This window comes from Caballeronia sp. GAFFF1 (assembly GCF_023630705.1).
GTDB lineage: Bacteria > Pseudomonadota > Gammaproteobacteria > Burkholderiales > Burkholderiaceae > Caballeronia.
In genome coordinates this window covers 268,434-292,582 of sequence record NZ_JALQEM010000041.1, presented here as the reverse complement: position 1 = coordinate 292,582, position 24,149 = coordinate 268,434, and the positions used below count along the sequence as shown (strand labels likewise).

Here is a 24,149-nt window from a genome sequence, read left to right as displayed (position 1 = left end):
CGATGAAGCCAACTCTCTCGAACTGGCCCGAACCTCGCGCGTTCAGAGTCGATCTGTCGAGCGGCCTGATGGAGGGCACGGGCACGCGCTATCAAAAGCGTTTGAAGGATCTTGACGGCCTCTATGGCGATGCCGATGCCTTCTCCACGCTGGCTGCCGCGCGCGGCGACGAGGTCGTGTACGACGTGACCGATCATCGTCCGAGCGACGCGCCGGGCGACCTGATCACCGGCGTCACGCGCATGAGTCCCGGCAAGGTGGGCAACGAGTTCTTCATGACGCGCGGGCACATTCACGCGAACATCGACAGGCCCGAGCTCTACTTCGGACTCAAGGGGCATGGACTCATGTTGATGGAGTCGCCCGACGGCGAGACGCGTATCGTCGACATCGAGGCTCATACCGTGTGCTACGTGCCGCCGCGATGGATTCATCGCTCGGTGAATCTGGGTAGCGACGATTTCGTCATGCTGTTCTGCTATCCCGCGGATGCCGGGCAGGACTACGCGATCATCGAGCGCGCCAACGGCATGAAGCTGCGCATTGTCGATGACGGCAGGGGCGGCTATCGCAGCGAGGCGAACCCGGCGTATGTCGCGCGCAATGAGGCGCAGATCGCCGGTCTGCTGGCACGAACGGAGCGCGAATGATGGCATACGAAGCGGCAAGCAAGCCCACGTTCTGGTTCATCGGCGTGACCACCGCGCAGAGTTCGATCATGCGCGTGTTTCCCGAGTGGGCGAGGCATCTCGGTTTGGGCGATGTGCAGATGAAGGGCATCGACTTCGCGCCGCATGCGGATCACGAGGCGTATCGCGAGGCGGTGCGCTTTCTGCGCGATGATCCGCTTTCGCTCGGCGCGCTCGTCACGACGCACAAGATCGACCTGTATGCCGCGTGCCACGATCTCTTCGACGAGATCGACGAATACGCGCGGGCAATGAACGAGACCAGTTGCCTGTCTAAGCGCGACGGCAAGTTCGTCTGCCACGCCAAAGACCCGATTACCGCCGGCTTTGCGCTCGACGGCTTCGTGCCCGCGCAGCACTTTGCGACCTCGAAAGCGGAAGTGTTCGTGATGGGCGCGGGCGGATCGGCCATCGCGATCACGTGGCATCTGATGCAGGCGAAACGGGGCGCGGACCGGCCTTCGAAGGTGATCGTGTCGGACCCGTCGCACGAACGTTTGCGGGACATCGAACGCATTCACCGTGAGCTCAATCTCGGCGTGCCCTGCGAATACGTGCTCGTCTCTCAACCCGACGACAACGACCGCGTGATGGCGCGGCTGTCGCCGGGGGCGCTCGTCATCAATGCAACCGGGCTCGGCAAGGACAGGCCGGGCTCGCCGCTCACGGGCGCCGCCGTGTTTCCCGAACGCGCGATCGCATGGGAGCTGAACTATCGCGGCGATCTCGTGTTTCTGGATCAGGCGCGGGCGCAGCGTGAGCGCAGGCGCTTGCAGGTCGAGGACGGCTGGACTTACTTCATCTACGGCTGGACGCGCGTGATGGCCGAAGTTTTTCATGTCGATATCGCGACGCGCGGGCCGGCCTTCGAGGCGCTCTGCCGCATCGCCGCCGATGCAGGCAAGCCCGCGCCGCGCGCAGGCGCTGCCTGACGCCGAGGCTGATGGACGCCTTCTATCTCGCGATCGATGTGGGCACGGGCAGCGTGCGCGCCGCGCTCGTGGATGCGCGCGGCGTCGTGCGCAGTATCGCCGCGCACGAGCATGAGCAGATCGTGCCGCGCTACGGCTGGTCCGAACAGCGTCCGGCCGACTGGTGGTCGGGCGCCGCGCGTTCCATTCGCGAAGTGCTGGCGAGCGTCCCGGGTGCAGCGGCGCGTGTCGTTGCGGTGTGCGCGTGCGGCCAGATGCACGGCACCGTCCTGATCGATGACGACGGCAACCTCACGCGCGACACCGCACCGCTCTGGAACGACAAGCGCACCAGTGCCGAAGTCTCCGCGTTTCGAGCGCGAGCCGATTACGCGTCGCATGCAAGGCAGGCCGCCAATCCCGCGACGCCCGCGTGGCCCGCTTTCAAGCTGCAATGGCTGAAGGCGAACGATCCCGCCGCGTTCGAGCGCGCGACGACCGTGTTCATGCCGAAGGACTACGTGAACTTCCGGCTGACGGGCGAGCGCGCATGCGACTGGAGCGATGCATCGACCAGCTATCTGATGGATGCATCCACTCGCACATGGTCCTGCGCGCTTTTGGACGCCTTCGGCCTCGATGCCGCGAAGCTCGCGCCGATCCGCGCGCCGCTCGACATTCTCGGCGGCGTCACTCAAGATGCCGCCACGCAGACCGGCTTGCGTGAGGGAACGCCCGTGCTCGTCGGCGGGGCGGATTATCCGGTATCGGTGCTCGGCTCGGGCGTTCATGCGCCGGGGCTCGCGTCGGATATCACGGGAACGTCGTCGATCATCACCGTGATGGCCGATACGCCGATGCTGCACCCGGACGTCTCCAATCTCGTGACATGCGACGGTTCGTGGGGCCGCTTCATGCTGCTGGATTCCGGCGGCGACGCGATGCGCTGGGCGCGGCGTGCGTTCCATGAGAATGCCTTGTCCTACGATGTCATCACGCAGAAGGCCGCGAGCGCGCCTGTCGGTTCGGACGGCCTGTTCTTCCTCCCATATCTCACAGGCGAGCGATTGGGCGAACACGCCAACTCGCGCGCCCAATTCTTCGGCATCACGGCCAGGCACGGATTGGGGCACTTGCATCGCGCGGTCCTCGAAGGCGTTGCGTTCGCGGTGCGGCGTCAGATTGCGCTGCTTCGGCCGGAAGACGGCGGCGTCGACCGGATCGTGGCGGCGAGCGGCGGCGCGCGGGCCGCGTTGTGGCTCGCGATCAAGGCGAGCATGTATCGCACGCCGATTCTCGTTCCTGCCGAAGTGGAGTGCGGCGTGATAGGCTGCGCTGTCCTCGCGGCCACCGCGCACGGACAGTTCGCGCGTCTCGCGGATGCGGTCAGCGCCTTCGTCAAGTTCCAGAGCGAAGTGCAGCCCGACCCGCGCGCAAGCGACAGGTACGATCGCATGATGCCCATTTTCGAGGGGCTTTACGCGCAGGCGCAGCAGTTCTACGACGATCTCGACGCGCTCGACGCACACGCGTTCGCAGCGCATGCACGACAAGGATAATCAGGCTTTGATCAAGGCAATTCTGTGGGACATGGACGGCACGCTCATCCAGAGCGAGTCGCTGCATCTGGCGACGCTCGTCGAGGCGCTCGCGCATCACGGCGTGCAGGCGGGTCATGAAATGCATCCGCTCGTCTTCGGCAAGACCGGGCGCGAAGTGCATGCGCTCGTTCGTGAACGATTCGGGCTGACGGTCGATTTCGGCGAATGGTCGGCGTTTCGGGCGCGCTCGTACCTGAACGGCGCGCCGAAGCTCACGCCGCGTCCCGGCGCGCTCGAGGTGTATCGCGCGGCGAAGGCGGCCGGCATCACGCAGGCGATCGTATCGAACGCGTCGCGCATGTTGCTCGAAGCGAACCTGCGCGCGCTCGGAATCGAAGATCCCTCGCTCATCACGGTCAGCGTCAACGACGTGCGTCACGGCAAGCCGAGCCCGGAGCCGTACGTACGCGCAGCGTGGCTTTTGCGGCTCGCGCCGGAAGAGGTCGTCGCGGTCGAGGACAGTCCGACGGGCGCGCTCGGAGCGATCGCCGCGCACATGCGCGTGATCGGCTGGCCTATTGACGATGAAGCCGCCGCGCTCTTCCCCTCCGAAGCGGACATCGTGCGCTCGCTGGATGAACTCGCGGCGAAGCTCGGGCTCCCCCTTGAGGCGTTGCGATAGAGCGGTGACCTCGGGCCGCAGTCAACGCCATGTCTTGAACGCTTGCGTCATGACGGCGCATGTCCGCCAACATGGTCGACGCCGCTCGCATGGGTGCGCGGCATGAGCGCGTTCAAGAATGCAATGAGTTAGCGAAGCGTCTACGTGACGGGACGTCAGACCTTCGCTGAAGTCCAATCGCTCGCATTGCGTCCGACACCGCTTCGGCGCTCGAAGAGGACTCGATCCTCAACGCTAGGCTGAGTCTCCATGTGCCCAGCATCAGCAAGGTAGTCCGGATAGCAGCCGGAAATGCGGCGGCCGAACGGCTTCTGACGCTATCGGCCATCATTCTTCATCGTGCGAACCAACGCTCAGTCGTTCGCCATTCCACTCTGTTCCTTCCGCGCCAGGCAACAACGTTCGCACGTCCGGTCGCGAGCAACCTGAACTGTTCCCGCGATCTTCGAGCAGGGTTATCCCCCATCCGTCAAACGTCGAAAACATGTAATCATCTATATGAATTCGACGGAGAGACACCATGCAGTCCGATGACCGGTTGCCGCGTTACCAGCGCTTGCGCGACGAAATGGTTGCCCTGATCGCGGGGCGTCATTGGCGACCGGGCGAAGCGATTCCCACCGAGCAGGCGCTCTCTCAAAGCTACGGCGTGGCCGTCGGTACGGTGAGAAAGGCCGTCGATCTGCTCGTGGCTGAAGGTCTTCTCGAACGATTCCAGGGCAGAGGGACGTTCGTGCGCCGCGCGAACTTCGACGGTTCGCTGTTTCGCTTCTTCCGCTTCCAGACGCGACAAGGCGAACGCCGCATCCCGGAGAGCCGGATCTTGCGCCGGGAGATCGTCGATGCGCCATCGGCAGTCGCCGCGACACTGCAAATAGCACGGACGGCTCGCGTGATTCAGATGTCGCGTTTGCGGCTGATCGACGGCGTGCCGATGCTCGCCGAAGAAATATGGTTGCCGTACGCGCGCTTTGCGGCGTTTGCCAAGATGGACTTGCACGAGATCGGCGATCTTCTCTACCCGGTGTACGAAACGCAGTGCAATCAGATCGTGGCGTCCGCCACTGAAACCCTGACCGTCGAAGCCATCGGCTCACGGCACGCGAGACTCCTGAACATCGAACCGGGCGCGCCGGCCGTCGTCATCGAACGTCTTGCATTCGGCTACGACCGGCAGCCGCTCGAATGGCGCCGCTCGCGTGGTCCCGCAAGCGAGTTCATCTATCAGGCAGAGATTCGCTAGTGGTCGAGCGCTAACGGAAGCGCGTTGTTCTGAATACAACCGGCGACGGAGACGGCATGTTCAACTGGTTCAAGGAAATTTCGGGCAATGAACGCAGGACGTTCTGGGCCTGCTTCGGCGGATGGGCGCTCGATTCGCTCGACGTGCAGATGTTCAGCCTCGTCATTCCGGCGATCATTACGGAGTGGTCGATCAGCCGCACGCAGGCGGGGCTGGTGAGCGGCGTCACGCTCGTTGCGTCGGCGCTGGGCGGGTGGATTGCCGGCATGTTGTCCGACCGGTTCGGACGCGTCAGAACACTGCAATGGACCGTCGCGTTCTTTTCCGTGTTCACCTTCCTGTGCGCGTTCTCGCAGAACTATTCGCAGTTTCTCGTGCTGAAGACGTTGCAGGGTTTCGGCTTCGGTGGAGAGTGGGCGGCAGGCGCCGTGCTCATGGCCGAGACGATCCGCAACGAGCATCGCGGCAAGGCGATGGGCAGCGTGCAGAGCGCATGGTCCGTCGGCTGGGGCGCAGCCGTGTTGCTCTATGCGCTGATGTTCTCGCTCGTGCCGGCGGCCACGGCATGGCGCGTGATGTTCGCCATCGGCATCGTTCCCGCGCTTCTGATTCTGTATGTCCGGCGTGGCGTGCAGGAGCCGGAAGCGCCGGCCCGATCGGCGCAAGCGACGCGTGACCCGCGAGTGCGCCGCAAGGAAGCGCAACCTACAGGAGTGGCCGGCATCTTTTCAGCGGGAATGCTTCGCATGACGTTGATCGGCGCGCTCTTGGGCGTCGGCGCGCACGGCGGTTACTACGCTCTGATGACGTGGCTGCCGACGTTCCTGAAGAGCGAGCGGCATCTGTCCGTGCTCGGTACTGGCGGCTATCTCGCCGTGGTGATCGTCGCGTTTTTTTGCGGGTGCCTCGTCAGCGCTCAATTGCTGGACCGCATCGGTCGTCGAAGAACCATTCTCGTATTCGCCATCTGCTGCGTGATAACGGTGGTCGCCTATTTGTTCCTTCCGCTCGGCAATACCGCGATGCTTTTCTTCGGCTTTCCGCTCGGTTTCTTCGCGGCGGGCATTCCCGCGAGCATGGGCGCGCTGTTCAACGAGCTGTATCCGCGCGGCGTGCGCGGCACGGGCGTCGGCTTTTGCTACAACTTCGGTCGCGTCGTCTCCGCGGGATTCCCTGTGCTCGTCGGGCATATGTCGGCGAATATGTCGCTCGGCACGGCGATCGGCATCGATGCGGCTCTCGCCTACGCCATCGTCGTGCTTTCTGTGCTGATGCTGCCGGAGACGCGCGGCCGCGTGCTGGGCGAAGTCGCTCCCGGCGCGGAGGACGCAGGGCCGCTCGCTCACGCTTCGAGGCATTGACGCGCCCGCCATTCACGCGGCGTCGAAACCATTGATGAGGAAAGACCCATGCTCCCTGAGTCGGAGACAGACGTGAGCCGTCGAAAGGATGCGCACCGTCGATCCGGGATCGCACCAGTCGATACGCATGCTCATGTCTTCAGGCGCGGTCTTCCGCTCGCCGCGCATCGCCGCTATGCACCCGATTACGACGCGCCGTTGCAAGCCTACCTCGCGCAACTCGATGCCCATGGGATAGCGCGCGGCGTGCTCGTGCAGCCCAGCTTTCTCGGCACCGATTGCGGCTATCTGCTCGATGCATTGGGTCGCGCGCGCGACAGGCTGCGTGGCGTCGCTGTGATCGCGCGGGATTGCGAACCGCATACGCTGGCCGATATGGCCCAAGCAGGCATCGTCGGCATCCGGTTGAATCTGATCGGGCACGCCGACAATCCGCTCGACCACTGGGTGAGCGCGCGCACGCTGGCTCATGTGCGGGAGCTGGCATGGCATGTCGAAGTGCACGCGGAAGCGGCAAGACTCGAAGGCATCGTCGCGCCGCTTCTCGAAGCGGGCGTCGATGTCGTCGTCGATCATTTCGGCAGGCCCGATCCTGCTCTCGGCGCAAGCGATGCAGGCTTTCGCCGTCTGCTCCAATTCGCTCGATCAGAGCGCGTGTGGGTCAAGGTATCCGGGGCATACCGCAACTGGCCAAACCACGACGTCGTCGAGCGCGAGGCCCGCGAGGCATTCGATCTTTTGAGGGATGTTTACGGGCTGCATCGCCTGATGTGGGGTAGCGACTGGCCTCATACGCAGTTCGAGGGCACGGAGCAAATGTCGGGATCGCTCGCACTGTTGCACGCGCTGATCCCGAACCCGGAAGAACGCAACGTCGTGCTGACGCACACGCCCGCGAGCCTTTACATGTTCGATCACGACGCCGCCGAATAGCTACGCGCCCGACATCCCCAACCAGGCCGCGCCGCTCACCGGGGCAACACACTTCGAACGGAAGACAGATTAAATGACTCCTTTAGACATCGATTTATTGCTCACCGCGCTCTTCAGCGTGCTGGTGTTGGTCGCGCTCATCGTGTCGCGCATCAAGATGCATCCGCTTCTTGCGTTGCTCGTCGTATCCATCGGCGTGGGCTTCGCCACCGGCATGGAGCCGGGAAGCATCGTCAAGCATCTGACGAACGGCGCGGGAAAGACATTGGGCGCGGTGGGCGTGGTCATCGCGCTGGGCGCGATGCTCGGCAAGATCCTCGCCGATGCGGGTATCACCGAGCAGATCGCCGAAGCCATGCTGAGGCGCGCCTCTGACCGGATGATTCCGTGGGCCATGACCCTCGTGGCGTTCGTCGTGGGCATTCCGATGTTCTTCGAAGTGGGGCTGGTTGTCATGCTGCCGCTGATCTTCAGCGTGGCGCGCAAGCTGGAAAGCCATGCCCGTTTCAAGGGCTCGGCTTATGTGTACGTCGGTGTGCCGGTGATTTCGGCGCTGGCCGCCATGCACGGCATGGTCCCGCCTCATCCCGGGCCATTGACCGCGATCGCCACGCTCAAGACTTCGGTGGGCCCCACCATGTTGTATGGCTTTCTGGCGGCGATTCCCGCGATGGTGTTGGGAGGCCCGCTCTATGGCGCGTTCATTTCGCCCCGCATGAGCACGAGGCCCGATCAGGGCTTGCTGGACCAGTTCACCGTCGTCGAAGAGGGCGGCACGCACCGGCGGCCTGCCGTCGGTCTCGGCGTGTTGGCGGCCTTGTTGCCTGCCATATTGATGCTGGTTCATGCTGTCGCTGAAATGGTCTTGCCGAAGGGTTCGCCGACGCTGCATGTGGCGAGCTTCCTCGGCAATCCGCTGATCGCCATGTTGCTAGGCGTACTGTTCGCTGTGACGACCTTGGTCCTCGCCCGGGGAGGCGATGCCGAGAAGCTGCGTCACGCGCTCGGCACCAGTCTCAAGCCGATTGCATCCATCATCATGATCATCGCGGGAGGCGGCGCATTCCAGGAGATGCTGACGAGCGCAAAGGTGGGCGAGGCCATCGTGCATCTGACGCAGCACTTCGCCTTTCCCCCGCTGGTTCTGGGCTGGCTGATCGCCATGGCGCTTTCCGTCTCGACCGGGTCGGCGACGGTGGGTATCGTCGGCGCAGCGGGTTTGCTGGCCCCGCTTGCCGGAGCCGATCCGAGCCTCAACTTGCCGTTGCTGGCTTTATCGATTGGCTGCGGTTCTCTGTTCTTCAACTACGCGAACCACGCCGGGTTCTGGATGGTGAAGGAATCGTTCGGCATGACCATGGGCGAAGCCACCAAAACGATCTCGGTGGTTCAATCCATCGTGGCGGTGGTCGGCCTGGTCATGGCGCTCGTGTTCAATGCAGTTATCAGTGTTCACTGACCCGCCCGGGTGCGAGCTTTGAGTGGCAAGCAGCGGACTCGCGATGATGGCGGCGGGCTCTTCAGCGCCACCACTGCAATCGACTGGAAAAAGCGCGTCTGTCAGCTCGCCGCGACCACGGCGATCTCCACGAGCAACGCCGGCGACGCCAGTTGCGCTTGCAACGTCGCCCGCGCCGGCGCGCAGCCTTCGGGCACCCACGCGTCCCAGACTTCGTTCATCCCCGCAAAGTCGCGCTCGATGTTCGCCACCCACACTTGCGCCGACACCAGACGCGTTCTGTCGATGCCCGCTTTGTCCAGATAGCCATCGATCTTTTCGAGCACGCTGGCGGTCTGCTGCTTGATGTCGGGCGTCTGGTCGGCGGACGTCTGCCCGCCGATGAACACGAGCCCGCCCGCCTTGACGACGCGGCTCATGCGCTGATTGGTGTCGATACGAACGATATCGCTCATTGAAAGCTCCTTTGAATGCGAGGTCCGCGCATGCCGTCGGCACGCGCGGCGGTTGAGAAGATGGAATCAGTGCGCGACGAGCGTCGCCGCGTCGCTCTGTGACGACCCGGCGCGCGTATCGAACCGGTCGATGGCGAACGCATCGAGCGAAAGGGAAGGCGCGCCGTCGAGCATGAGTTCGGAGACGAGCTTGCCGCAGCCCGGCCCGAGCTGAAAGCCGCTGCCGCAATAGCCGAACGAGTAGTACAGATTCGACGCAGTGCGGCTCGCGGATATCACCGGCAGTTCGTCTTCGGTGAAGGCTTCGACGCCCGCCCACGCCCGATTGACGCCGAGATGACGCAGATGCGGAAAGAGATCGGTCACGGTCTGCGCGCTCTTCACGAGGCGCATGAAGTCAACTTCGCCGTGGCGGTTCGCCAGCTCGGCAATGCCGATCAGCTTGCCGCCGATCACCACCGTGCCGTTATCGAACTGCTTGAACGACAGCGGCCGGCCCGTCGCGCCGAGCGTTGCGCGGCAGAACGGCGCGACGCGATGCGTGACCATCAGCATGAGCCCTTCGGGATGCACGGGCACGCTCTCGCCGGCCTGCATCGCGAGTTCGCCGGACCACGCGCCTGACGCGATGAGCATCTTTTCGGCGCTGAACGTGCCGCGTGGCGTCTGCGCGGTCCATCGCGCGCCGCGTGGTTCGATGCGCCTGACCGGCGTGCCTTCCAGAAACCGCGCGCCGAGCCGTTGCGCGGCGAGCCGGAACGCAGTCGTCGTGCGATACGGCAGCGCGTAACCGTCGCGCTCGACCCAGATGCCGCCCGTCACGTGTTTCGCAAGCGCGGGTTCGAGTTCGAGCACGGTCTGCCGATCGATCACCTTCTCGTGCGTGAATCCATGCGATTCGAGCAGCGCCACGCGCTCGCGGCACGCGTCGAGCTCCGCTTCGGTTTCGGCAATCTTCAGTTGTCCTGATGGGACGAATCCGCCGTCTTCGCCGAGCAGTTCTTTCATGCCATGCCACATGTCACGCGACATGAGCGCGAGCGGAATCTCGGGCAGCGGACGCCCGAGCGTGCGCACGCCGCCCGCGTTGACGCCCGACGAGTGCCGCGCCACATAGTCGGCTTCGAGCACGACGACCCTCGCGCCGCGCATCGCGAGATGGAATGCGCTGCTGGTGCCGTGCAAGCCGCCGCCCACGACGATCACATCGGCTTCGCTAATTTCATTCACCGGCGAGTTCTCCGAGCGTGAGCGGCTTGATCGGCGGGCGAATGCGGTAGTAGCCGACCTCGGCCGGCGACACGCGCCGCGCCTGAGCGATGACCTCCGTCACCGTCAGCCCGCACATGCGGCCCTGACACGGCCCCATGCCGCAGCGTCCGAACGACTTCGCCTGATTCGGCCCGACGCAGCCCAGCTCGACGAACTGGCGCAGCTCGCCCGCGGTGACTTCCTCGCATCGGCAGACGATTGTCTCGTTCTTCGGAATGCGGTTCGCATCGCGCGGACGATACAGCGAATCGAGGAACGGGCGGATGCGCATGGCGCCTGCGAGATCGCGTCGGAGCGACGCCGCTTCGAGATTGCGCCTGGCCGGATCGATCGCGCCGAGTTGCGCCGCCACCGCGACGCCCGAGAGCGCGCCTTGCAGCGCCGCCGCCTGCGCGCCGCCGATGCCCGCGCCATCGCCCGCGACGAAGATGCCGGGCACGTCCAGTTCGCCCCATGCGTCGGTTTTCGGCGTGAAGCAGAGTTGCGCATGGTCCCAACGATGCGCCGCCCGCAAGGCCTGCGTGAACTGCGTGTTGGGTACGACGCCCTGATGCAGCAAGATCACGTCCGCTTCGATGCGATGCGCCGCGCCCTGCGTCGTGAAGCTGAGCGCGCTCGCATGCTCCACGCCGTCCGCGCCGATGCGCGATTCCACGCGCAGGTCGTCGGCGGCTTCGAACATAGGCACGCCCGCTTCGCGCAGCGTGCGCATCAGGTGCAAGCCTTTGCTCAGATACGGCCACGCGCGCAACGCCGACAGCATGTGACGCTTCGCGCGCCAGCGGTCTTCGTGGCGCGTCGTATCGACGAGTGCGCGAATCGGCACGCCCGCGCGGACGTATTGCCAGCCGAGCAGATACAGGAGCGGTCCGCAGCCCGCCAGAACCGGCGGCGCGGCGGGCACTTCGCCCGCGCTCTTGAGAAGGATCTGCGCCGCGCCCGCCGTCAGCACGCCGGGCAGCGTCCAGCCGGGAATCGGGAACGGCCGCTCCATCGCGCCGCTCGCGAGAATCACGCGCTCGGCCTCGAAGCTGCCGATCTTGCCGTCCTTCAGATAGTTGATGCCGCGCTCGCGCGTGACCTGCCACACGGTCGCGCCAGTCAGATGCCGCGCGCCCGATGACGCGAACGCCTGCGCGATCGCGCCGCCTGCCGCGTAGTCGGGACCGAGAATCTCCCTGCGGCGGGCATCGGCGCGGCCGATGCCGCGATAAATCTGCCCGCCGGCGGCATCCTGTTCGTCGATCAAAACGGTCTTGAGGCCCGCGCGCGCCGTTCGCGTCGCGGCGCTCATGCCCGCGGGACCCGCGCCGATCACGACAACATCCACGGCTTCGGCGTTCGATGAGACGAGGTTAGCGTCCATGCGCGTTCTCCAGCGATGCGTCGGCAGTATCGGTATCGACGGATGGCGGCAGATCGCGCGCCCCTTCCTGCGAACGGATGCGCATGCCGGCCCGCACTTCGACCATGCAGCTCTGGCGGCTCGGCACGCCGTCGATCTCGACCAGACATTCGAAGCACGCGCCCATCATGCAGTACGGCGCGCGCGGGGCGCCGGAGACCGGCGTCGCGCGAAACCGCGACACGCCGGCCGCGAGCAGGGCCGCCGCGACCGAGCGCCCGCCCGGCACGCTCAGGGCCTGACCGTTGAAGAAGATGTCGATGTTCGCGCTGTGGGCGCCCGGCAACGGCTTGAAAAGCGAAGGTGTCGATGAAGTCATGTCGTGCTTGCTCAATGTGCGGAGATGAGTTCTTCGGCGTGCTCGAAGCGGCGCGCGGAGAAGGCGGGAAGCTCGTCGGGAATCGGCGCGCCGAGAATCCACGGCGCAATGCGCATGGCGTGCGCGGCGGCGAGCGTCACGCCGCTGTGGCAGGTCACGACGAACGCGCCGGGATGCGCCTCGGACTGGTCATAGACCGGAAAGCCGTCCGGGCTGTAGACGCGCAATGCGGCCCACATGCGGACGAGCCGCACGTGTTCGAGCAGCGGGAACGCGCGCACGGCACGGCGGGCAATATCGGCGAGGACGTGTGTCGTCGTGAAGTCGTTGAAGCCGACTTCTTCCATCGAATCGCCGAATTGCAGGCTGCCTTCGTCGGTCTGACGCACGTTGAGCGTCGGATAATGCAGGAACGGCGCGACGCGCTCGCTCACCAGCACCTGTCCGCGATTCGGCGCGACCGGCGCATTCAGCCCGACGAACGGCGCGAGCGTACGATTGCCGAGGCCGGCGGCGAGCACCACGCGTCCGGCGCGATACGTTGCGCGCTTGCCGTGCACGACAAAGCCGTTTCTCTCGGGCACGATGCGTTCGGCGCGCTCGGCCGACACGAGGCGCACGCCGCGCGCCTGCATCGACGTGTGAAGGCCGCGCAGCAGCTTGAGCGGATTCACATGGCCGTCCATCGGCGTGTAGCTCGCGCCGATCACCTTCGGCCCGATCTGCGGAATGCGCTCGCGCACTTCGGCGGCCGTGAGCATCTGGTACGGGTAGTCGCCCAGTTCGGCTTGCAGCGTCGAGAGACGCTTCTCGCGGTCGGCGAGCTCGGCGTCGTTGAAGCAGAAGTGGAAGCCGCCGGGCTGACGCAGCGCGACGTCGACGCCCGATTCGCCGTGCAGCGATTCCGCTAGCGCCGGCCAGCGCATCGCCGAACTGCGCGACCATCGCGCGTAAGGCGACAGGCCGTAGCCCTTGCCCTGAATCCACACGAGGCCGAAGTTGCCGCGCGAGGCACGAAAGCCGCCGTCGTCTTCATCGAGCACGGTCACGCGCGCGCCTTCGCGGGCGAGGCCGTACGCGACAGCGGAACCCACCAGGCCGCCGCCCAGCACGAGTACGTCGGGACTAACAGAAGTCATCGGGCTTCTCCGATCAGGATACGGTCCAGTCCGACCATGCGGTCGAGCAGGATCATCAGGAGCACCGTGCCGACGATCAGCACCGCGGACACGCTCGCGACCAGCGGATCGATCGTCTGCGCGATCTGGTTGTACATCGCCACGGGCAGCGTCGTGGTGCCGGGCGTGGCGACGAAGATGGTCATCGTCAGCTCGTCGAAGCTCTGGATGAACGAGAGCACCCAGCCGCCCGCGACGCCCGTGCGGATCATCGGCAGCACAACGCGGCGAAACGCGGTGAAGCGGCTCGCGCCGCACGAAAGCGCCGCGCGTTCGGCATCGCGATCGAGCCCCACCGCCGACGACAGCGCGAGCCGCAGCGCATACGGCAGCACGATCACCACATGCGCGCATACCAGCGACCAGAACGATCCCGACAAATGGAGCATCGACAGAAACCGAAGAAACGCGATGCCGAGCACGACGGCCGGAATCATCATCGGCGAGAGAAAGAAGCTGGTGAGCGCGGCGCGGCCGGGAAAGCGGTAGCGCGCAATGGCCAGCGCGGCGGGCACCGCGAGCAGCACGCCGATGGTCGCCGCCGCGAACGCGAGCTTGATCGACAGCCAGAAGGCGGACACGATGTCGCCGTTCTCGATGATCGCGTGGAACCAGCGGAACGACGCGCCATCGAAGGGCATCGAAATGAAGCCCTTGTCGGTGAACGCAACGAGCATCACCACGGCGAGCGGCGCGAGGATGAAAGTCAGAAAGAGCGCATTGAAGACGAGCGCGAGGGGGCCGTTCTGTTTCATGTGCATGTCCTCGCGTTCAGTCGAAAATGTGCTTGAAACGGCGTTCCGCAAGACGGCTGCATCCCATCACGATGGCCACGTTCGCGATCAGCAGCAACACGGCGATGCTCGCGCCGAGCGGCCAGTTGAGCGTGCCGAGAAATTCGTCGTACGCGGCGGTGGCGACCACCTTGAGCCGCCGCCCGCCGATGAGCGCGGGCGTGGCGAACGCGGACGCCGACAGCGCGAAGACGATGATCGAACCCGACAGCACGCCCGGCATGATCTGCGGCAGCACCACGCGCCGAAACACCTTGAGCGGCGATCCGCCGAGCGAGCGGCCTGCCCATTCCACCTGCGGATCGAGCTTCTGCATGTTGGCCCAGACGGACATCACCATGAACGGCACCAGCACGTGCGTGAGCGCGATGATCATGCCGGTCATCGTGAAGACGAGGCGGATGGGTCCATCGGTGACGTGCAGCGCCTGCAACACGTTGTTGAGCACGCCGTTGTTGCCGAGCAGGATCTGCCAGCCGAGCGTGCGCACGACCACCGAGATGAGCAGCGGCCCGAGCACGATGAGGAGACACAGCGATTGCCACGGCTTTCTCATGCGCGCGAGGATGATCGTCTCCGGCACGCCGAGCACGATGGAGAGCAGCGTGACGCCGAACGCGAGGCCCGCCGTGCGCAGAAAGATCGTGCCGTAATACGGGTCGCTCACGACTTCCCAGTAGTTCGCGAGCGTGTACGCGGACGTGACGCCCGCCGTATCGCTGAAGACGCGAAACGAGAGCAGCAGCGTGAGCATCAGCGGCACGAGCAGCAGGCCGGTGAAGAGCAGCAGCGCGGGCCCGGAGAGCAGCCACGGCGCTGCGCCGGGGCGGGCGTCGTCAAGCGTGGCCATGCTGCGTCTCCCTGCTTTCCTGCGTGAGCACACGCAGATCGTCGTCGGTCCAGGCGAGGCCCACCTCATCGCCTTCTTCGGGCGGCGGCGCGCCGTGGTTCGGCTGGGCGACGCGCAGCTTGCCGAGCGCGGTGTCGACTTCGAGCAGCCATTGATTGCCGACGAACACGCGCGTCGCGATGTGGCCTTTGATGCGCGCATCGCCGTTAGCGAGATGCACCTTCTCCGGGCGGATATAGACGTTCACCGCGCCATCCACCTGACGCCCTTCGTGCGGCACATGCAGTTGCGTGCCGGCGACGTCGACCACCGCGCAGCGCGGATTGCGCAGCAGCACTTCCCCCGCGAACGCGTTCGTGCGGCCGAGGAACGTCGATGCGAACGCCGTCGCGGGGCGCTCGTAAGCGTCGTACGGCGTCGAGAGCTGCGCGATGGTGCCGCGATGCATCACCGCGATGCGGTCGCTCATGGTCATCGCTTCGACTTGATCGTGCGTGACGAGAATCGTCGTGATGCCCAGGCGCTTCTGAATGGCGCGCAGTTCGATGTGCATTTCCTCGCGCAGCTTGGCGTCGAGATTGGACATCGGTTCGTCGAGCAGCAGCAGTTCCGGCTGCATCGCGATGGCGCGCGCAATGGCGACGCGCTGCCGCTGGCCGCCCGACAACTCCTTCGGATACCGATGCCCGAGACCCTTGAGCCGCACGAGCGCGAGCGCCTCCTCGATGCGTTCCTCGCGCTCCCGGCGCCTGACCTTGCGCATCTCCAGGCCGAAGCCGACGTTGCCCGCCACCGTCATGTGCGGAAACAGCGCGTAACTCTGAAAAACCACGCCGATGCCGCGTTTCTCCGGGCGTTCGTTCGTAATGTCGCGGCCGTCGAGCTCGATGCGGCCGGTCGTCGGCGTGACGAAGCCCGCGACCATCTGCAAGGTCGTGGTCTTGCCACATCCGGACGGGCCGAGCAGGGACAAGAACTCGCCGCGTTCGACCGAGAGATCGAGCTGTTCGATTGCCGTGAAATCGCCGTAGCGTTTGGAGATGCCCTGAAGCGTCAGAAATGCCATGCGCGTGACTCCTTCGACAGATGCTCGTTTAGCGCTCGACCGTGCGATTCCAGCGTTCCGTCCATTCGGTGCGATGCTGGTTGATGGTCGCCCAGTCCACCGCGGTCAGCTTCGCCACCTGATCGGGACCATAAGGCACGCGCGCCGCGACTTCGGGCGCGAGTTTCACCGTCTTGTTGACCGGACCGAGCCCGATGTTCTGCGCTTGCAGCATTTGGACTTCCGGCGTCAGCAGGTACTGGACGAACTCCTGCGAGAGCTTCGGCTGCGCGTTCTCCGCGACGACGCACGCCGCAACCTGCAACGCGACCGCGCCTTCCTTCGGGTAGATGAACTTGAGCGGGAAGCCCGTGTTCTGCAATGCGACGGCGCGGCCGCTGCCGTAAGGCGCGAGAATCACGTCGCCGGACTGCATCTGGCCGTCCATCTCGCCGGGCGTCGGCGCCCACGAGAGCACGTTGGGCGCGACTTGCTTGGTCATCGCGGTGAAGCCGGGGTCGATGTTCTTCTCGCCGCCGCCCGACAGCCGCGCGAGCATGACGAGCGTGTGCAGGCCGTAGGTGTTGGTGATCGGCGGCACGCCGAGCTTGCCCTTGATGCGCGAGTCTTCGAGCACCTTCCACGAATCGGGCGGCGGCAGGCCGGCTTTCTTGAATGCTTCCTCGTTATAGCCGATGCCCGTTGCCACCATGCCGACGCCGATCGCGCTCGGGCCGATCTTCGCGAGCGGATAGACGTCGTTCATGACGGGCGCGTCGTCGAGCTTCGCGCACAGGTTCATCTGCATGGCCTGATACATCGGGCCGTCGTCCATCACCGCGACATTGATCTGCTGATGCCCTCGTTGCGCCTGCAACTTCGCGAGCGTGTCGCTCGAATTGCCCGCCACGTAGACGACCTTCACGTTATGCGACTTCTCGAAGGCCGGGATGATCTTCTGCCGATAGAGCTGCTCGTTCGAGCCGCCTACGTTCGCGACGTACAGCGTGGTTTCGGCCTGCGCGAGCATCGGCGTGGCGCAGGCTGCGGCGAGCGCCAGAGCGGTGATCGTGGGGCGAGCGGAAAGGGCGGACAGACGGCGATGCAACGCTCTTTTCATGACGTGATCTCCATGGCGGGGGGCGTGGGACGCGGGGTGTGGTCCCGTCGATGAATCGAGTGTCGCGCCGACAGTTCATATCGTCCAATACAAATAAAATACTGACCTATGCACAGTTGATATACATTGGCTCGTCATCGTGGTCAGCACTTAGGGGAAAGCACGCATGAACCTGAAGCATATCGAGGCGTTTCGCGCGGTCATGGTGTCGGGATCGATGACGGCCGCAGCCAAGGCGCTCTACACGTCGCAGCCGAACGTGAGCCGCCTGATCTCGCAGCTCGAACGCGACACGGGCCTGCAGCTTTTTCAGCGCAGCGGCGTGCGGCTCATTCCGACGAGCGAGGGCACGGCGTTCTTTCGCGAGGTCGAGCGCGCGTTCGTCGGCTTGCAGGGCCTCGCCAACGCGGCGGCCCAGATTCGCAATCTGGGCAGCGGACGTTTGCGCATCGCGGCGATGCCATCGGCCGGCATGACGCTCGTGCCGCACGCGATCAAGCGCTTCGTCGCGCTCTTTCCGGACGTGACGGTCTCGCTGCATGTGAACACGTCGGGTACGGTCAATCACTGGACGGCATCGCAGTTCTGCGATCTGGGCGTCGCGGTCTATGTGAGCGAGGCGTCGGATTGCGAGGTCGAGCAGCTATCGAACGTGCCGGCTGTCTGCGTGATGCCGGCGAATCACCGGCTTGCGGCCAAGCGCAGCATCCGTCCGAAGGATCTCGAAGGGGAATCGTTCATCTCGCTGTGTCACGGCGACGGCACGCGCGCCGCCATGGACGATGTGTTCCAGCGCGCGGGCGTCCAGCGCGTGCTCGCCATCGAGGCGCAATACACGGCGATGTGCTGCGAAATGGTTCGTCACGGCATGGGCGTAACGCTTGCGCATCCAATCGTCGCTCGCGACTTCGCGGGGCCGGAGATCGTCATCCGGCCGTTTCTGCCGCACACGCGTTTTCCGACGTATCTGCTGTTTCCGCCGCATCGTCCGCGCGAGCGGCTCGCGTCGGCTTTCGTCGAGGTGCTGCGCGGACTGCATGATGAATTGCTCGATGAGGTCGTCGAGACGGAGAGGAGGCGAGGGCGAGGGCGGGGTTAGCCGAGTGTGATTTCGACCTTGCTATCGTGATCGTTTCCTCTTGCCTCTTATCTCTCACCGCCCGAAGGCGCTGCGTTCTTCGTCTTGTCATTCGGTTCGATTCGGTCCGCCGCTTTTATTACGGATTACGAAGTGTATAGATGAGCCGCGATCCGGTCGAAGTCGGACTCGGGCTAGTACTGCTGGTAATCGCTTCTCTGCGCTCGACCCGAAACCCGGCAGCGGGCGGCTGGGCGAGAGACTTTTTGACCGCGATGCCGACCACTCGCCCGGTGCCTGCGTTCAGCACAACGACGACCGTTCGCTCGTGGCACAGCGTGCGAACACGCTTAGACCGCCCGCAATCAACCAAGCCTCTTTCAGCATTAATTACCGCACGAGAGCGTTTGCGCGTGCTGTGATACCCTGCACTCCGTGCGACGGCGCTCTATCAGCATGAAACAGCGCGAACAAATTACCGGTCTCGGGTTTTGACATCAAGAAGGTCCGCGGCCCGCCGTAAAAACAGCTAGTGCCATGCGCACATTTCTTCTGCGGTCGAAGGTCAATCGTCACGCCGTGTCCGGCGGACATCCCGCCACCGAAGCCTCACCTTTACAGACCGGGCGCTTTCGCCCTACACAAAGAACGGTCGCCATCGCGACGCGTTTCAGGATTTGCCAGATGAAACCGGTAAGGAATCTCTTTCGCTCGCGCTTTGGCCGCTTCGTCGCGTACGGCGTCGCGGTCGCCGCGCTGATCGCCACTGCGGGCGCCATCGCGTGGCGTCATCATGCCGATGCCACGCACCACGAACCGCTCGCGCTGGCCGGCGTGGCGAGCGCGATGCGTGCTGACGCGAAGCCGTGGACGCATCGCGAGAAAGACGTCTCTCAGCTCATGGACGATATCCGCGCCCGCGATGTGGTCGCCATCGGCGTGAGCCGCGATGCGATTCTCGTATCGACGCAGCGCGGCGAGAAGTACTACGTCGCCGACCATAACGGCGCCTTCTCGAATGCGCTCTTGATCGGCGATATGAAGTCCGGCGAAGCCGCGTCGTATCAACTCGTCTGGCTGCCGGACGCGAACGTGCAAACGGGCATGGCGCGATGGGACGATGACTTCAATCGCCTGCGCGATATCCTGAGCATCCTGTTGCCCGTCGCGATGGTCGGCGGCTTGTTGTGGTTCATGCGCCGCGAGATGCGCGGCGGCGCGCAATTGCTGGCGAAATCGCCGGCGATGCGCTTCGACGACGTTATCGGCGCGGGCGAAGCGAAAGCCGCGCTCGCGGACGTGCGCGCGTGGCTGACCGAGCCCGCGCAATTCACCGGCATGGGCGTGCGCGCGCCGTGCGGCATCCTCATGACGGGCGGGCCGGGCGTCGGCAAGACGCGTCTCGCGCAGGCGCTCGCGGGCGAATGCGGCGCGAACTTCATCGCGATCACGGGCAGCTATTTCAGCGCGAAGTACTATGGCGTCGGCATTCAGAAGGTGAAGCATTTGTTCGAACTCGCGCGCAAGAACGCACCGACGGTCATCTTCATCGACGAAGCGGACGGCCTCGGCAAGCGCACTGACACGGGCGGCGGTCCGGTCGAAGCCGAGAGCAACCGCATCATCAACCAGCTGCTTGCCGAGATGGACGGCTTCGCGTCCAACGAAGGCGTCATCATCGTTGCGGCGACGAATCACCCGGACAATCTCGACGAGGCGCTGCGTCGCCCGGGCCGTTTCGATCGGACCATTCAGGTGCGTTTGCCCGATATCGAGGACCGCGAGAAGATCCTGCGTTTCTACGCGGCCAATCTGAAGACGAAGGCAGGCGACATCGACTTCACGCAGCTCGCGCGACTGACCACGGGCTTGTCGCCGGCCACGCTCGCGATGATCGTGAATCAGGCGGGTCTCGTCGCGCGCAAGGCCGGCGATACGGAAGTCGCGGCCAGTCATTTCGTCGAGGCGATCAAGATCGCGCGCATCGGCGACATCAACGGTGCCGAGCGCGCGTTGTCGGACGACGAGCGCACGCGCATTGCCATTCACGAAGCCGGGCACGGGCTCGTTGCGGCGCTGCTGAATACGGGCGTGCTCGAAGAAGTCACGATTCTGCCGCGCGGCGGCGCGCTGGGCGTCGCGCTCATCACGAAGGCGCAGGACAAGCATCTCTATCGCGAAAGCGAGATGCGTAACGAGATTCAGGTGTTGCTGGGCGGACGCAACGCGGAACTGTTGATGTTCAACGAGGCATCGAGCGGCGCGGCGCAGGACTTGCAGGAAGCATCGCGCATCGGGCTGGATATGGTCTCGAAGTTCGGCTTCAATAACGACGGAAATCTGTTCAGCCTCGCCGCGTTGCCGCAACAAGTCGCCGGTCTGCAATTGAAGACGGCGATCGGACATGCGAACGAGCTTCTCTCCGACCTGAACGATGCCTGCTTCGCGTTGCTCAAGGCAAATGAGCCGGTGCTTCGCGCGATCGCGGATCAACTGCTCGAATCGGAGACTGTTCCGGGCGAGACGGTGTATCGGCTGATTCGCGAGCATGCGGCCGCTGTCGAAGCGGTTGACGAGGCGCTCGCGGCTTAACCCGTTGCTCGCGGTGCATCATCACGTTAAGCCGGTGATGCACCTTGCTCTCTGCGCCAATGGCACGCCGCGCTCGCGGCTCGTCATGATTCGCGCGAAGCGCGCGCATCCGCCCGATAGGCTTGCGTAAGTCCGTCGTAGCCCCAGCTGTCTTTCGGGACTTCGTGAATCACGACATAGCTCACTTCCGACAGCGCGCTGCCGATGACCGATTTGAGCAGTGCGTTGGTCTCCCGGATGCAGCGGGTCTTCTCTTCGGCACTATTGGTTCCGGCACTCACGATCGCATCGACCTGCGCGGCACACGCGACCGGCTCGCCGCCCACGGTCCAGCTCTTGGCGGGTACCTGTTCGACCAGAACGCCGACGAGAGGCCCGACTTTGCGAAGGACATCGACCATCAACGCAGTGATGCCTTCCTGAATCGCTTTCACCTGATGTTGCGCGAGCGGTTCACCGATCGCTTTGACGCTGATGAAGGGCATGGCCATTTCTCCTTGTTCGATGCACACGCGAGCGCGTTGCGTATCGAAACGATAGGGCTGCGCGCCGCTTCGAGCAATTTGAAAGTTTGGAACTCATCCATTCATCGAATCGAACCGTCGCTCAGCGCACAGCCACGGCGGCAAGCTCGTCACGGAGCGTTTCGGTCACGATATCGGTCAGCTGGGTGACTGCGGCCGTGGGTTCGGCTTCTGCGCGATGAAGCGCAAGCGGCGCGAGCGGCAGAGCGGGCAAGCCGGTTGTCATCGGGTCCAGCGCAACGAGCGATGGCGGCATCCTGAGGGCCGTTCGAACGGTAATGCCGAGGCCGCCCTCGACCGCAGCCCAAAGCCCCGAAAGACTGGGACTGGTGAACACGAGCCTCCACGGCAGGCCGGCTGCATCCATTGCATCGACGGCGGCCGAGCGGAAGGTGCAGGGCGGGTCGAACGCCACGAAGGGCAGCGGCTGTCCGCCAAGACTTTCCACGCCACCCCAATCAGGCCGCCCGACCCACTGGATGGGCACGGCCGCCACGCGTTCGCCGTGCGGCGACGCGTTGCCGTCTCCCCAGACGAGCGCGACATCGAGCGCGCCGGAGAGTGTCTTCTCGATGAGCGACGCGCTTCTATCAACCTGAACCTCGACGCGAACTTTCGGATGCGCTCGCGAAAACCGGCTGAGGACTGCCGGCAGCCAGCTCTCCGCGAAATCCTGCGGCAAGCCGAGGCGCGCCCAGCCTTCGAGGTCCGATCCCCTCACGGTTTCCACTGCTTCGTCGTTGAGTTCGAGCAAGCGCTTCGCGTAGCTCAGCAGACCTTCTCCCGCTGTCGTGAGCGCGAGGCCGCGCCCCGACTTCTGCACGAGAGGCCGGCCGATCTGATCCTCCAGCCTCCGCAACTGCGTGCTGATTGCCGATTGAGAGCGGCCGAGGCGCTCTGCCGCGCGTGCAAAGCTGCCTAGTTCGAACCCGGTGACGAAGGTCCTCAGCACATCCATGTCGAGATTGGTTCGGGTAGGCATCGTTCGATTTCGCAGATGCGACAGTTCGTAAGTTTCAAATTTACGGAATGATGATCGGGCCGTATTGTTAGCACGTCAAGTAGCGCAGACGCCCACAGTCTCGTAACCGGAGTAAAGAAGCCATGCCGCTCATCCGCATTTCTCTGATCAAAGGCAAGTCCCCCGCGCATATTCGAGCCATTAGCGACGGCGTGCACCAGGCGCTGGTCGAAGCATATGGCGCCCCGGCCGACGATCGCTTCCATCTCGTTCATCAACATGAGCGTGAGGAGTTCATCTACGACAGCGACTATCTCGGGATTCATCGCACCGACGATCTGGTCGTCGTCAACATCACGGCCGGCAATTGGCGCGACACTGCGCAAAAGAAGGCGCTGTTCAAGGCCATCGCGAACAACCTCGCGGCGAATCCGGGCTTGCGTCCGGAGGACGTGCTTATCGTGTTGCAGCCGAACGCGCGAGACGAATGGTCTTTCGGTAATGGTTTGGCATCCTACGTAAAGGATGAGGCACGCGAATAAGGTGTGCGAGCGGTCTGCGAGCCGCTCACAGTGTTGCGCCGCAACAGGCGGATCGAACGTTCCGTCGGTTCGACGTGCTCTTTCGCACTGCAGATCTTCACGCATTGCACTCGATTCGCGCATTGACTATGCTACGGTGCACTCGGTAGGCGCCACTGCCTGTCGACACCCGTGGCAGCTTGGGAGGACCCGCATGTCAGTATCGGTCGTAATTCCCGCTTACAATGCGCAGGACTTCATACGAGTCGGAATTGCATCGCTGCAAAAGCAGACGCTTGCGCCACTCGAAATCATCGTCGTCAACGACGCCTCGACCGACGATACAGCGAAGGTCGTGGAAGCTGCATCGAAAGAAGACAGCCGCATTAAGCTGATCAATCTTGCCGAGAACGTGGGGCCCGGTGGCGCTCGCAACGCGGGCATCGAGAAAGCCCGCGGTCAGTGGATCGCGCTTCTCGACGCCGACGACCGCTTCGCTCCTGAACGGTTAGAGCGGCTCGTGCGCCTCGGGAACGATACGGGGGCCGATATCGTGACGGACAACCTGCTGATCTACGATGCAGTCGCACAGGAAGTCGTCCGGCCCGGGTTCCGCCGAAGAGGAAGCGAGCCGCACTTCAAGGTCACGCTGGACAGCTTCCTGTACAACGCGGCAGGGGAATCGACCGAATGCGACTTCGGCCTTCTCATGCCGCTATTTCGCCGCGACGCGCTGGTGAATCGGGGGCTGCGCTATCCCGTGAGCTTGCGTCATGGCGAGGACTTCCGCTTGATGCTCGACGCACTGCTAGCCGGCTGTGTCTGGGTGTGCGCCAACGATGCCTACTATCTCTACACGGAGAGAATGGGCTCGATCAGCAAGACGGCATCTGGCATGAGTCGCACGCGGGTGAACTACAGCGCAATGAAGACGGCCACCGATCAGCTGCTGTCGCGGCCCGCAATCGGTGGCAATCCACGTTTGCGGGCGCTCGTCGCTCGCCGCTCGAAGAGCCTCAGGTGGCTCGATGCAAAGACGAAGCTCGTCTCGATGCGCAAGTCCGAGGGCACCGCGCGCGTACTCAAAACATGCGCGAGCGACCCGTGGATTGCATGGAATGTCGGCCGCTTTCTGCTTCGCCGCGTATCGCGAAAGCTGAATTCGCTCGGCCACGCCACCTTCAGTTCGACAGGCTCGCGGCCGCTGCGTTAGCGG

Annotated in this window: 23 protein-coding genes; 12 read left to right on the top strand and 11 right to left on the bottom strand. The window is 64.4% G+C overall.

Annotated elements, in window-relative coordinates:
* Positions 1 to 2: 2 nt before the first annotated feature.
* The 8 genes from NCR37_RS26670 to NCR37_RS26635 all read left to right on the top strand — a co-directional run bounded on the left by NCR37_RS26670 (position 3) and on the right by NCR37_RS26635 (position 8,819).
* On the top strand, positions 3 to 650 hold the full coding sequence (locus tag NCR37_RS26670) for a glucose-6-phosphate isomerase (RefSeq protein ID WP_250475806.1): 648 nt from the start codon (positions 3 to 5) through the stop codon (positions 648 to 650).
* Positions 647 to 1,621, top strand: a complete 975-nt coding sequence (locus NCR37_RS26665) for a shikimate dehydrogenase (RefSeq protein ID WP_250475805.1) — start codon at positions 647 to 649, stop codon at positions 1,619 to 1,621. Before NCR37_RS26670 ends, NCR37_RS26665 begins: the two co-directional genes overlap by 4 nt.
* A gap of 11 nt (positions 1,622 to 1,632) precedes the next feature.
* Positions 1,633 to 3,159 (top strand): xylulokinase, encoded by a 1,527-nt coding sequence (locus tag NCR37_RS26660; RefSeq protein ID WP_250475804.1) that lies wholly within the window; start codon positions 1,633 to 1,635, stop codon positions 3,157 to 3,159.
* Between the two features lie 7 nt (positions 3,160 to 3,166).
* Positions 3,167 to 3,823, top strand: a complete 657-nt coding sequence (locus tag NCR37_RS26655) for an HAD family hydrolase (RefSeq protein WP_250475803.1) — start codon at positions 3,167 to 3,169, stop codon at positions 3,821 to 3,823.
* A 520-nt stretch (positions 3,824 to 4,343) separates the two neighbouring features.
* On the top strand, positions 4,344 to 5,066 hold the full coding sequence (locus NCR37_RS26650) for a GntR family transcriptional regulator (protein WP_250475802.1): 723 nt from the start codon (positions 4,344 to 4,346) through the stop codon (positions 5,064 to 5,066).
* 56 nt (positions 5,067 to 5,122) lie between these two features.
* Positions 5,123 to 6,427 (top strand): MFS transporter, encoded by a 1,305-nt coding sequence (locus NCR37_RS26645; protein WP_250475801.1) that lies wholly within the window; start codon positions 5,123 to 5,125, stop codon positions 6,425 to 6,427.
* A 48-nt stretch (positions 6,428 to 6,475) separates the two neighbouring features.
* On the top strand, positions 6,476 to 7,360 hold the full coding sequence (locus tag NCR37_RS26640; RefSeq protein ID WP_250475800.1) for an amidohydrolase family protein: 885 nt from the start codon (positions 6,476 to 6,478) through the stop codon (positions 7,358 to 7,360).
* Positions 7,361 to 7,433: 73 nt separating this feature from the next.
* Entirely contained in the window at positions 7,434 to 8,819 is a 1,386-nt protein-coding gene (locus NCR37_RS26635) for a GntP family permease (protein WP_250475799.1), read from the top strand.
* A gap of 101 nt (positions 8,820 to 8,920) precedes the next feature.
* Here the strand turns inward: NCR37_RS26635 and NCR37_RS26630 are convergent, their stop codons facing one another.
* The 9 genes from NCR37_RS26630 to NCR37_RS26590 form a co-directional block, all read right to left on the bottom strand.
* Entirely contained in the window at positions 8,921 to 9,274 is a 354-nt protein-coding gene (locus tag NCR37_RS26630; protein ID WP_250475798.1) for a RidA family protein, read from the bottom strand.
* Between the two features lie 66 nt (positions 9,275 to 9,340).
* Complete coding sequence (locus tag NCR37_RS26625; RefSeq protein ID WP_250475797.1) at positions 9,341 to 10,504, bottom strand: NAD(P)/FAD-dependent oxidoreductase; 1,164 nt, start codon at positions 10,502 to 10,504, stop codon at positions 9,341 to 9,343.
* Entirely contained in the window at positions 10,497 to 11,912 is a 1,416-nt protein-coding gene (locus NCR37_RS26620) for an FAD-dependent oxidoreductase (protein WP_250475796.1), read from the bottom strand. The genes NCR37_RS26625 and NCR37_RS26620 overlap by 8 nt, the downstream gene beginning before the upstream one ends.
* Positions 11,902 to 12,270, bottom strand: coding sequence for a (2Fe-2S)-binding protein (locus tag NCR37_RS26615; protein ID WP_250475795.1), 369 nt, complete (start codon positions 12,268 to 12,270; stop codon positions 11,902 to 11,904). The genes NCR37_RS26620 and NCR37_RS26615 overlap by 11 nt, the downstream gene beginning before the upstream one ends.
* An 11-nt stretch (positions 12,271 to 12,281) precedes the next feature.
* Entirely contained in the window at positions 12,282 to 13,409 is a 1,128-nt protein-coding gene (locus NCR37_RS26610; RefSeq protein WP_250475794.1) for an NAD(P)/FAD-dependent oxidoreductase, read from the bottom strand.
* Complete coding sequence (locus NCR37_RS26605; RefSeq protein ID WP_250475793.1) at positions 13,406 to 14,203, bottom strand: ABC transporter permease; 798 nt, start codon at positions 14,201 to 14,203, stop codon at positions 13,406 to 13,408. The genes NCR37_RS26610 and NCR37_RS26605 overlap by 4 nt, the downstream gene beginning before the upstream one ends.
* Before the next feature lie 16 nt (positions 14,204 to 14,219).
* Positions 14,220 to 15,092, bottom strand: coding sequence for an ABC transporter permease (locus tag NCR37_RS26600; RefSeq protein ID WP_250475792.1), 873 nt, complete (start codon positions 15,090 to 15,092; stop codon positions 14,220 to 14,222).
* Positions 15,079 to 16,158: an ABC transporter ATP-binding protein gene (locus tag NCR37_RS26595; RefSeq protein ID WP_250475791.1), complete on the bottom strand. Its 1,080-nt coding sequence runs from the start codon at positions 16,156 to 16,158 to the stop codon at positions 15,079 to 15,081. The genes NCR37_RS26600 and NCR37_RS26595 overlap by 14 nt, the downstream gene beginning before the upstream one ends.
* A gap of 28 nt (positions 16,159 to 16,186) precedes the next feature.
* Positions 16,187 to 17,257: an ABC transporter substrate-binding protein gene (locus NCR37_RS26590; RefSeq protein WP_250475790.1), complete on the bottom strand. Its 1,071-nt coding sequence runs from the start codon at positions 17,255 to 17,257 to the stop codon at positions 16,187 to 16,189.
* Between the two features lie 166 nt (positions 17,258 to 17,423).
* Between NCR37_RS26590 and NCR37_RS26585 the strand changes: the two genes are divergently transcribed.
* Positions 17,424 to 18,356: a LysR substrate-binding domain-containing protein gene (locus NCR37_RS26585; RefSeq protein WP_250475789.1), complete on the top strand. Its 933-nt coding sequence runs from the start codon at positions 17,424 to 17,426 to the stop codon at positions 18,354 to 18,356.
* A 663-nt stretch (positions 18,357 to 19,019) separates the two neighbouring features.
* Positions 19,020 to 20,927 (top strand): AAA family ATPase, encoded by a 1,908-nt coding sequence (locus NCR37_RS26580; protein WP_250475788.1) that lies wholly within the window; start codon positions 19,020 to 19,022, stop codon positions 20,925 to 20,927.
* Between the two features lie 83 nt (positions 20,928 to 21,010).
* Here NCR37_RS26580 and NCR37_RS26575 read toward each other — a convergent pair whose 3' ends face one another.
* Positions 21,011 to 21,412, bottom strand: a complete 402-nt coding sequence (locus NCR37_RS26575) for a tautomerase family protein (protein ID WP_250475787.1) — start codon at positions 21,410 to 21,412, stop codon at positions 21,011 to 21,013.
* A 121-nt stretch (positions 21,413 to 21,533) separates the two neighbouring features.
* A complete protein-coding gene (locus tag NCR37_RS26570; protein WP_250475786.1) occupies positions 21,534 to 22,433 on the bottom strand; it encodes a LysR substrate-binding domain-containing protein in 900 nt (299 codons plus the stop codon).
* A gap of 122 nt (positions 22,434 to 22,555) precedes the next feature.
* Here NCR37_RS26570 and NCR37_RS26565 point away from each other — a divergent pair, with 122 nt between their 5' ends.
* Together NCR37_RS26565 and NCR37_RS26560 are read left to right on the top strand one after the other, a co-directional pair.
* Positions 22,556 to 22,954 (top strand): tautomerase family protein, encoded by a 399-nt coding sequence (locus NCR37_RS26565; RefSeq protein WP_250475785.1) that lies wholly within the window; start codon positions 22,556 to 22,558, stop codon positions 22,952 to 22,954.
* A 193-nt stretch (positions 22,955 to 23,147) separates the two neighbouring features.
* Positions 23,148 to 24,146 (top strand): glycosyltransferase family 2 protein, encoded by a 999-nt coding sequence (locus tag NCR37_RS26560; RefSeq protein ID WP_250475784.1) that lies wholly within the window; start codon positions 23,148 to 23,150, stop codon positions 24,144 to 24,146.
* Positions 24,147 to 24,149: the final 3 nt, after the last annotated feature.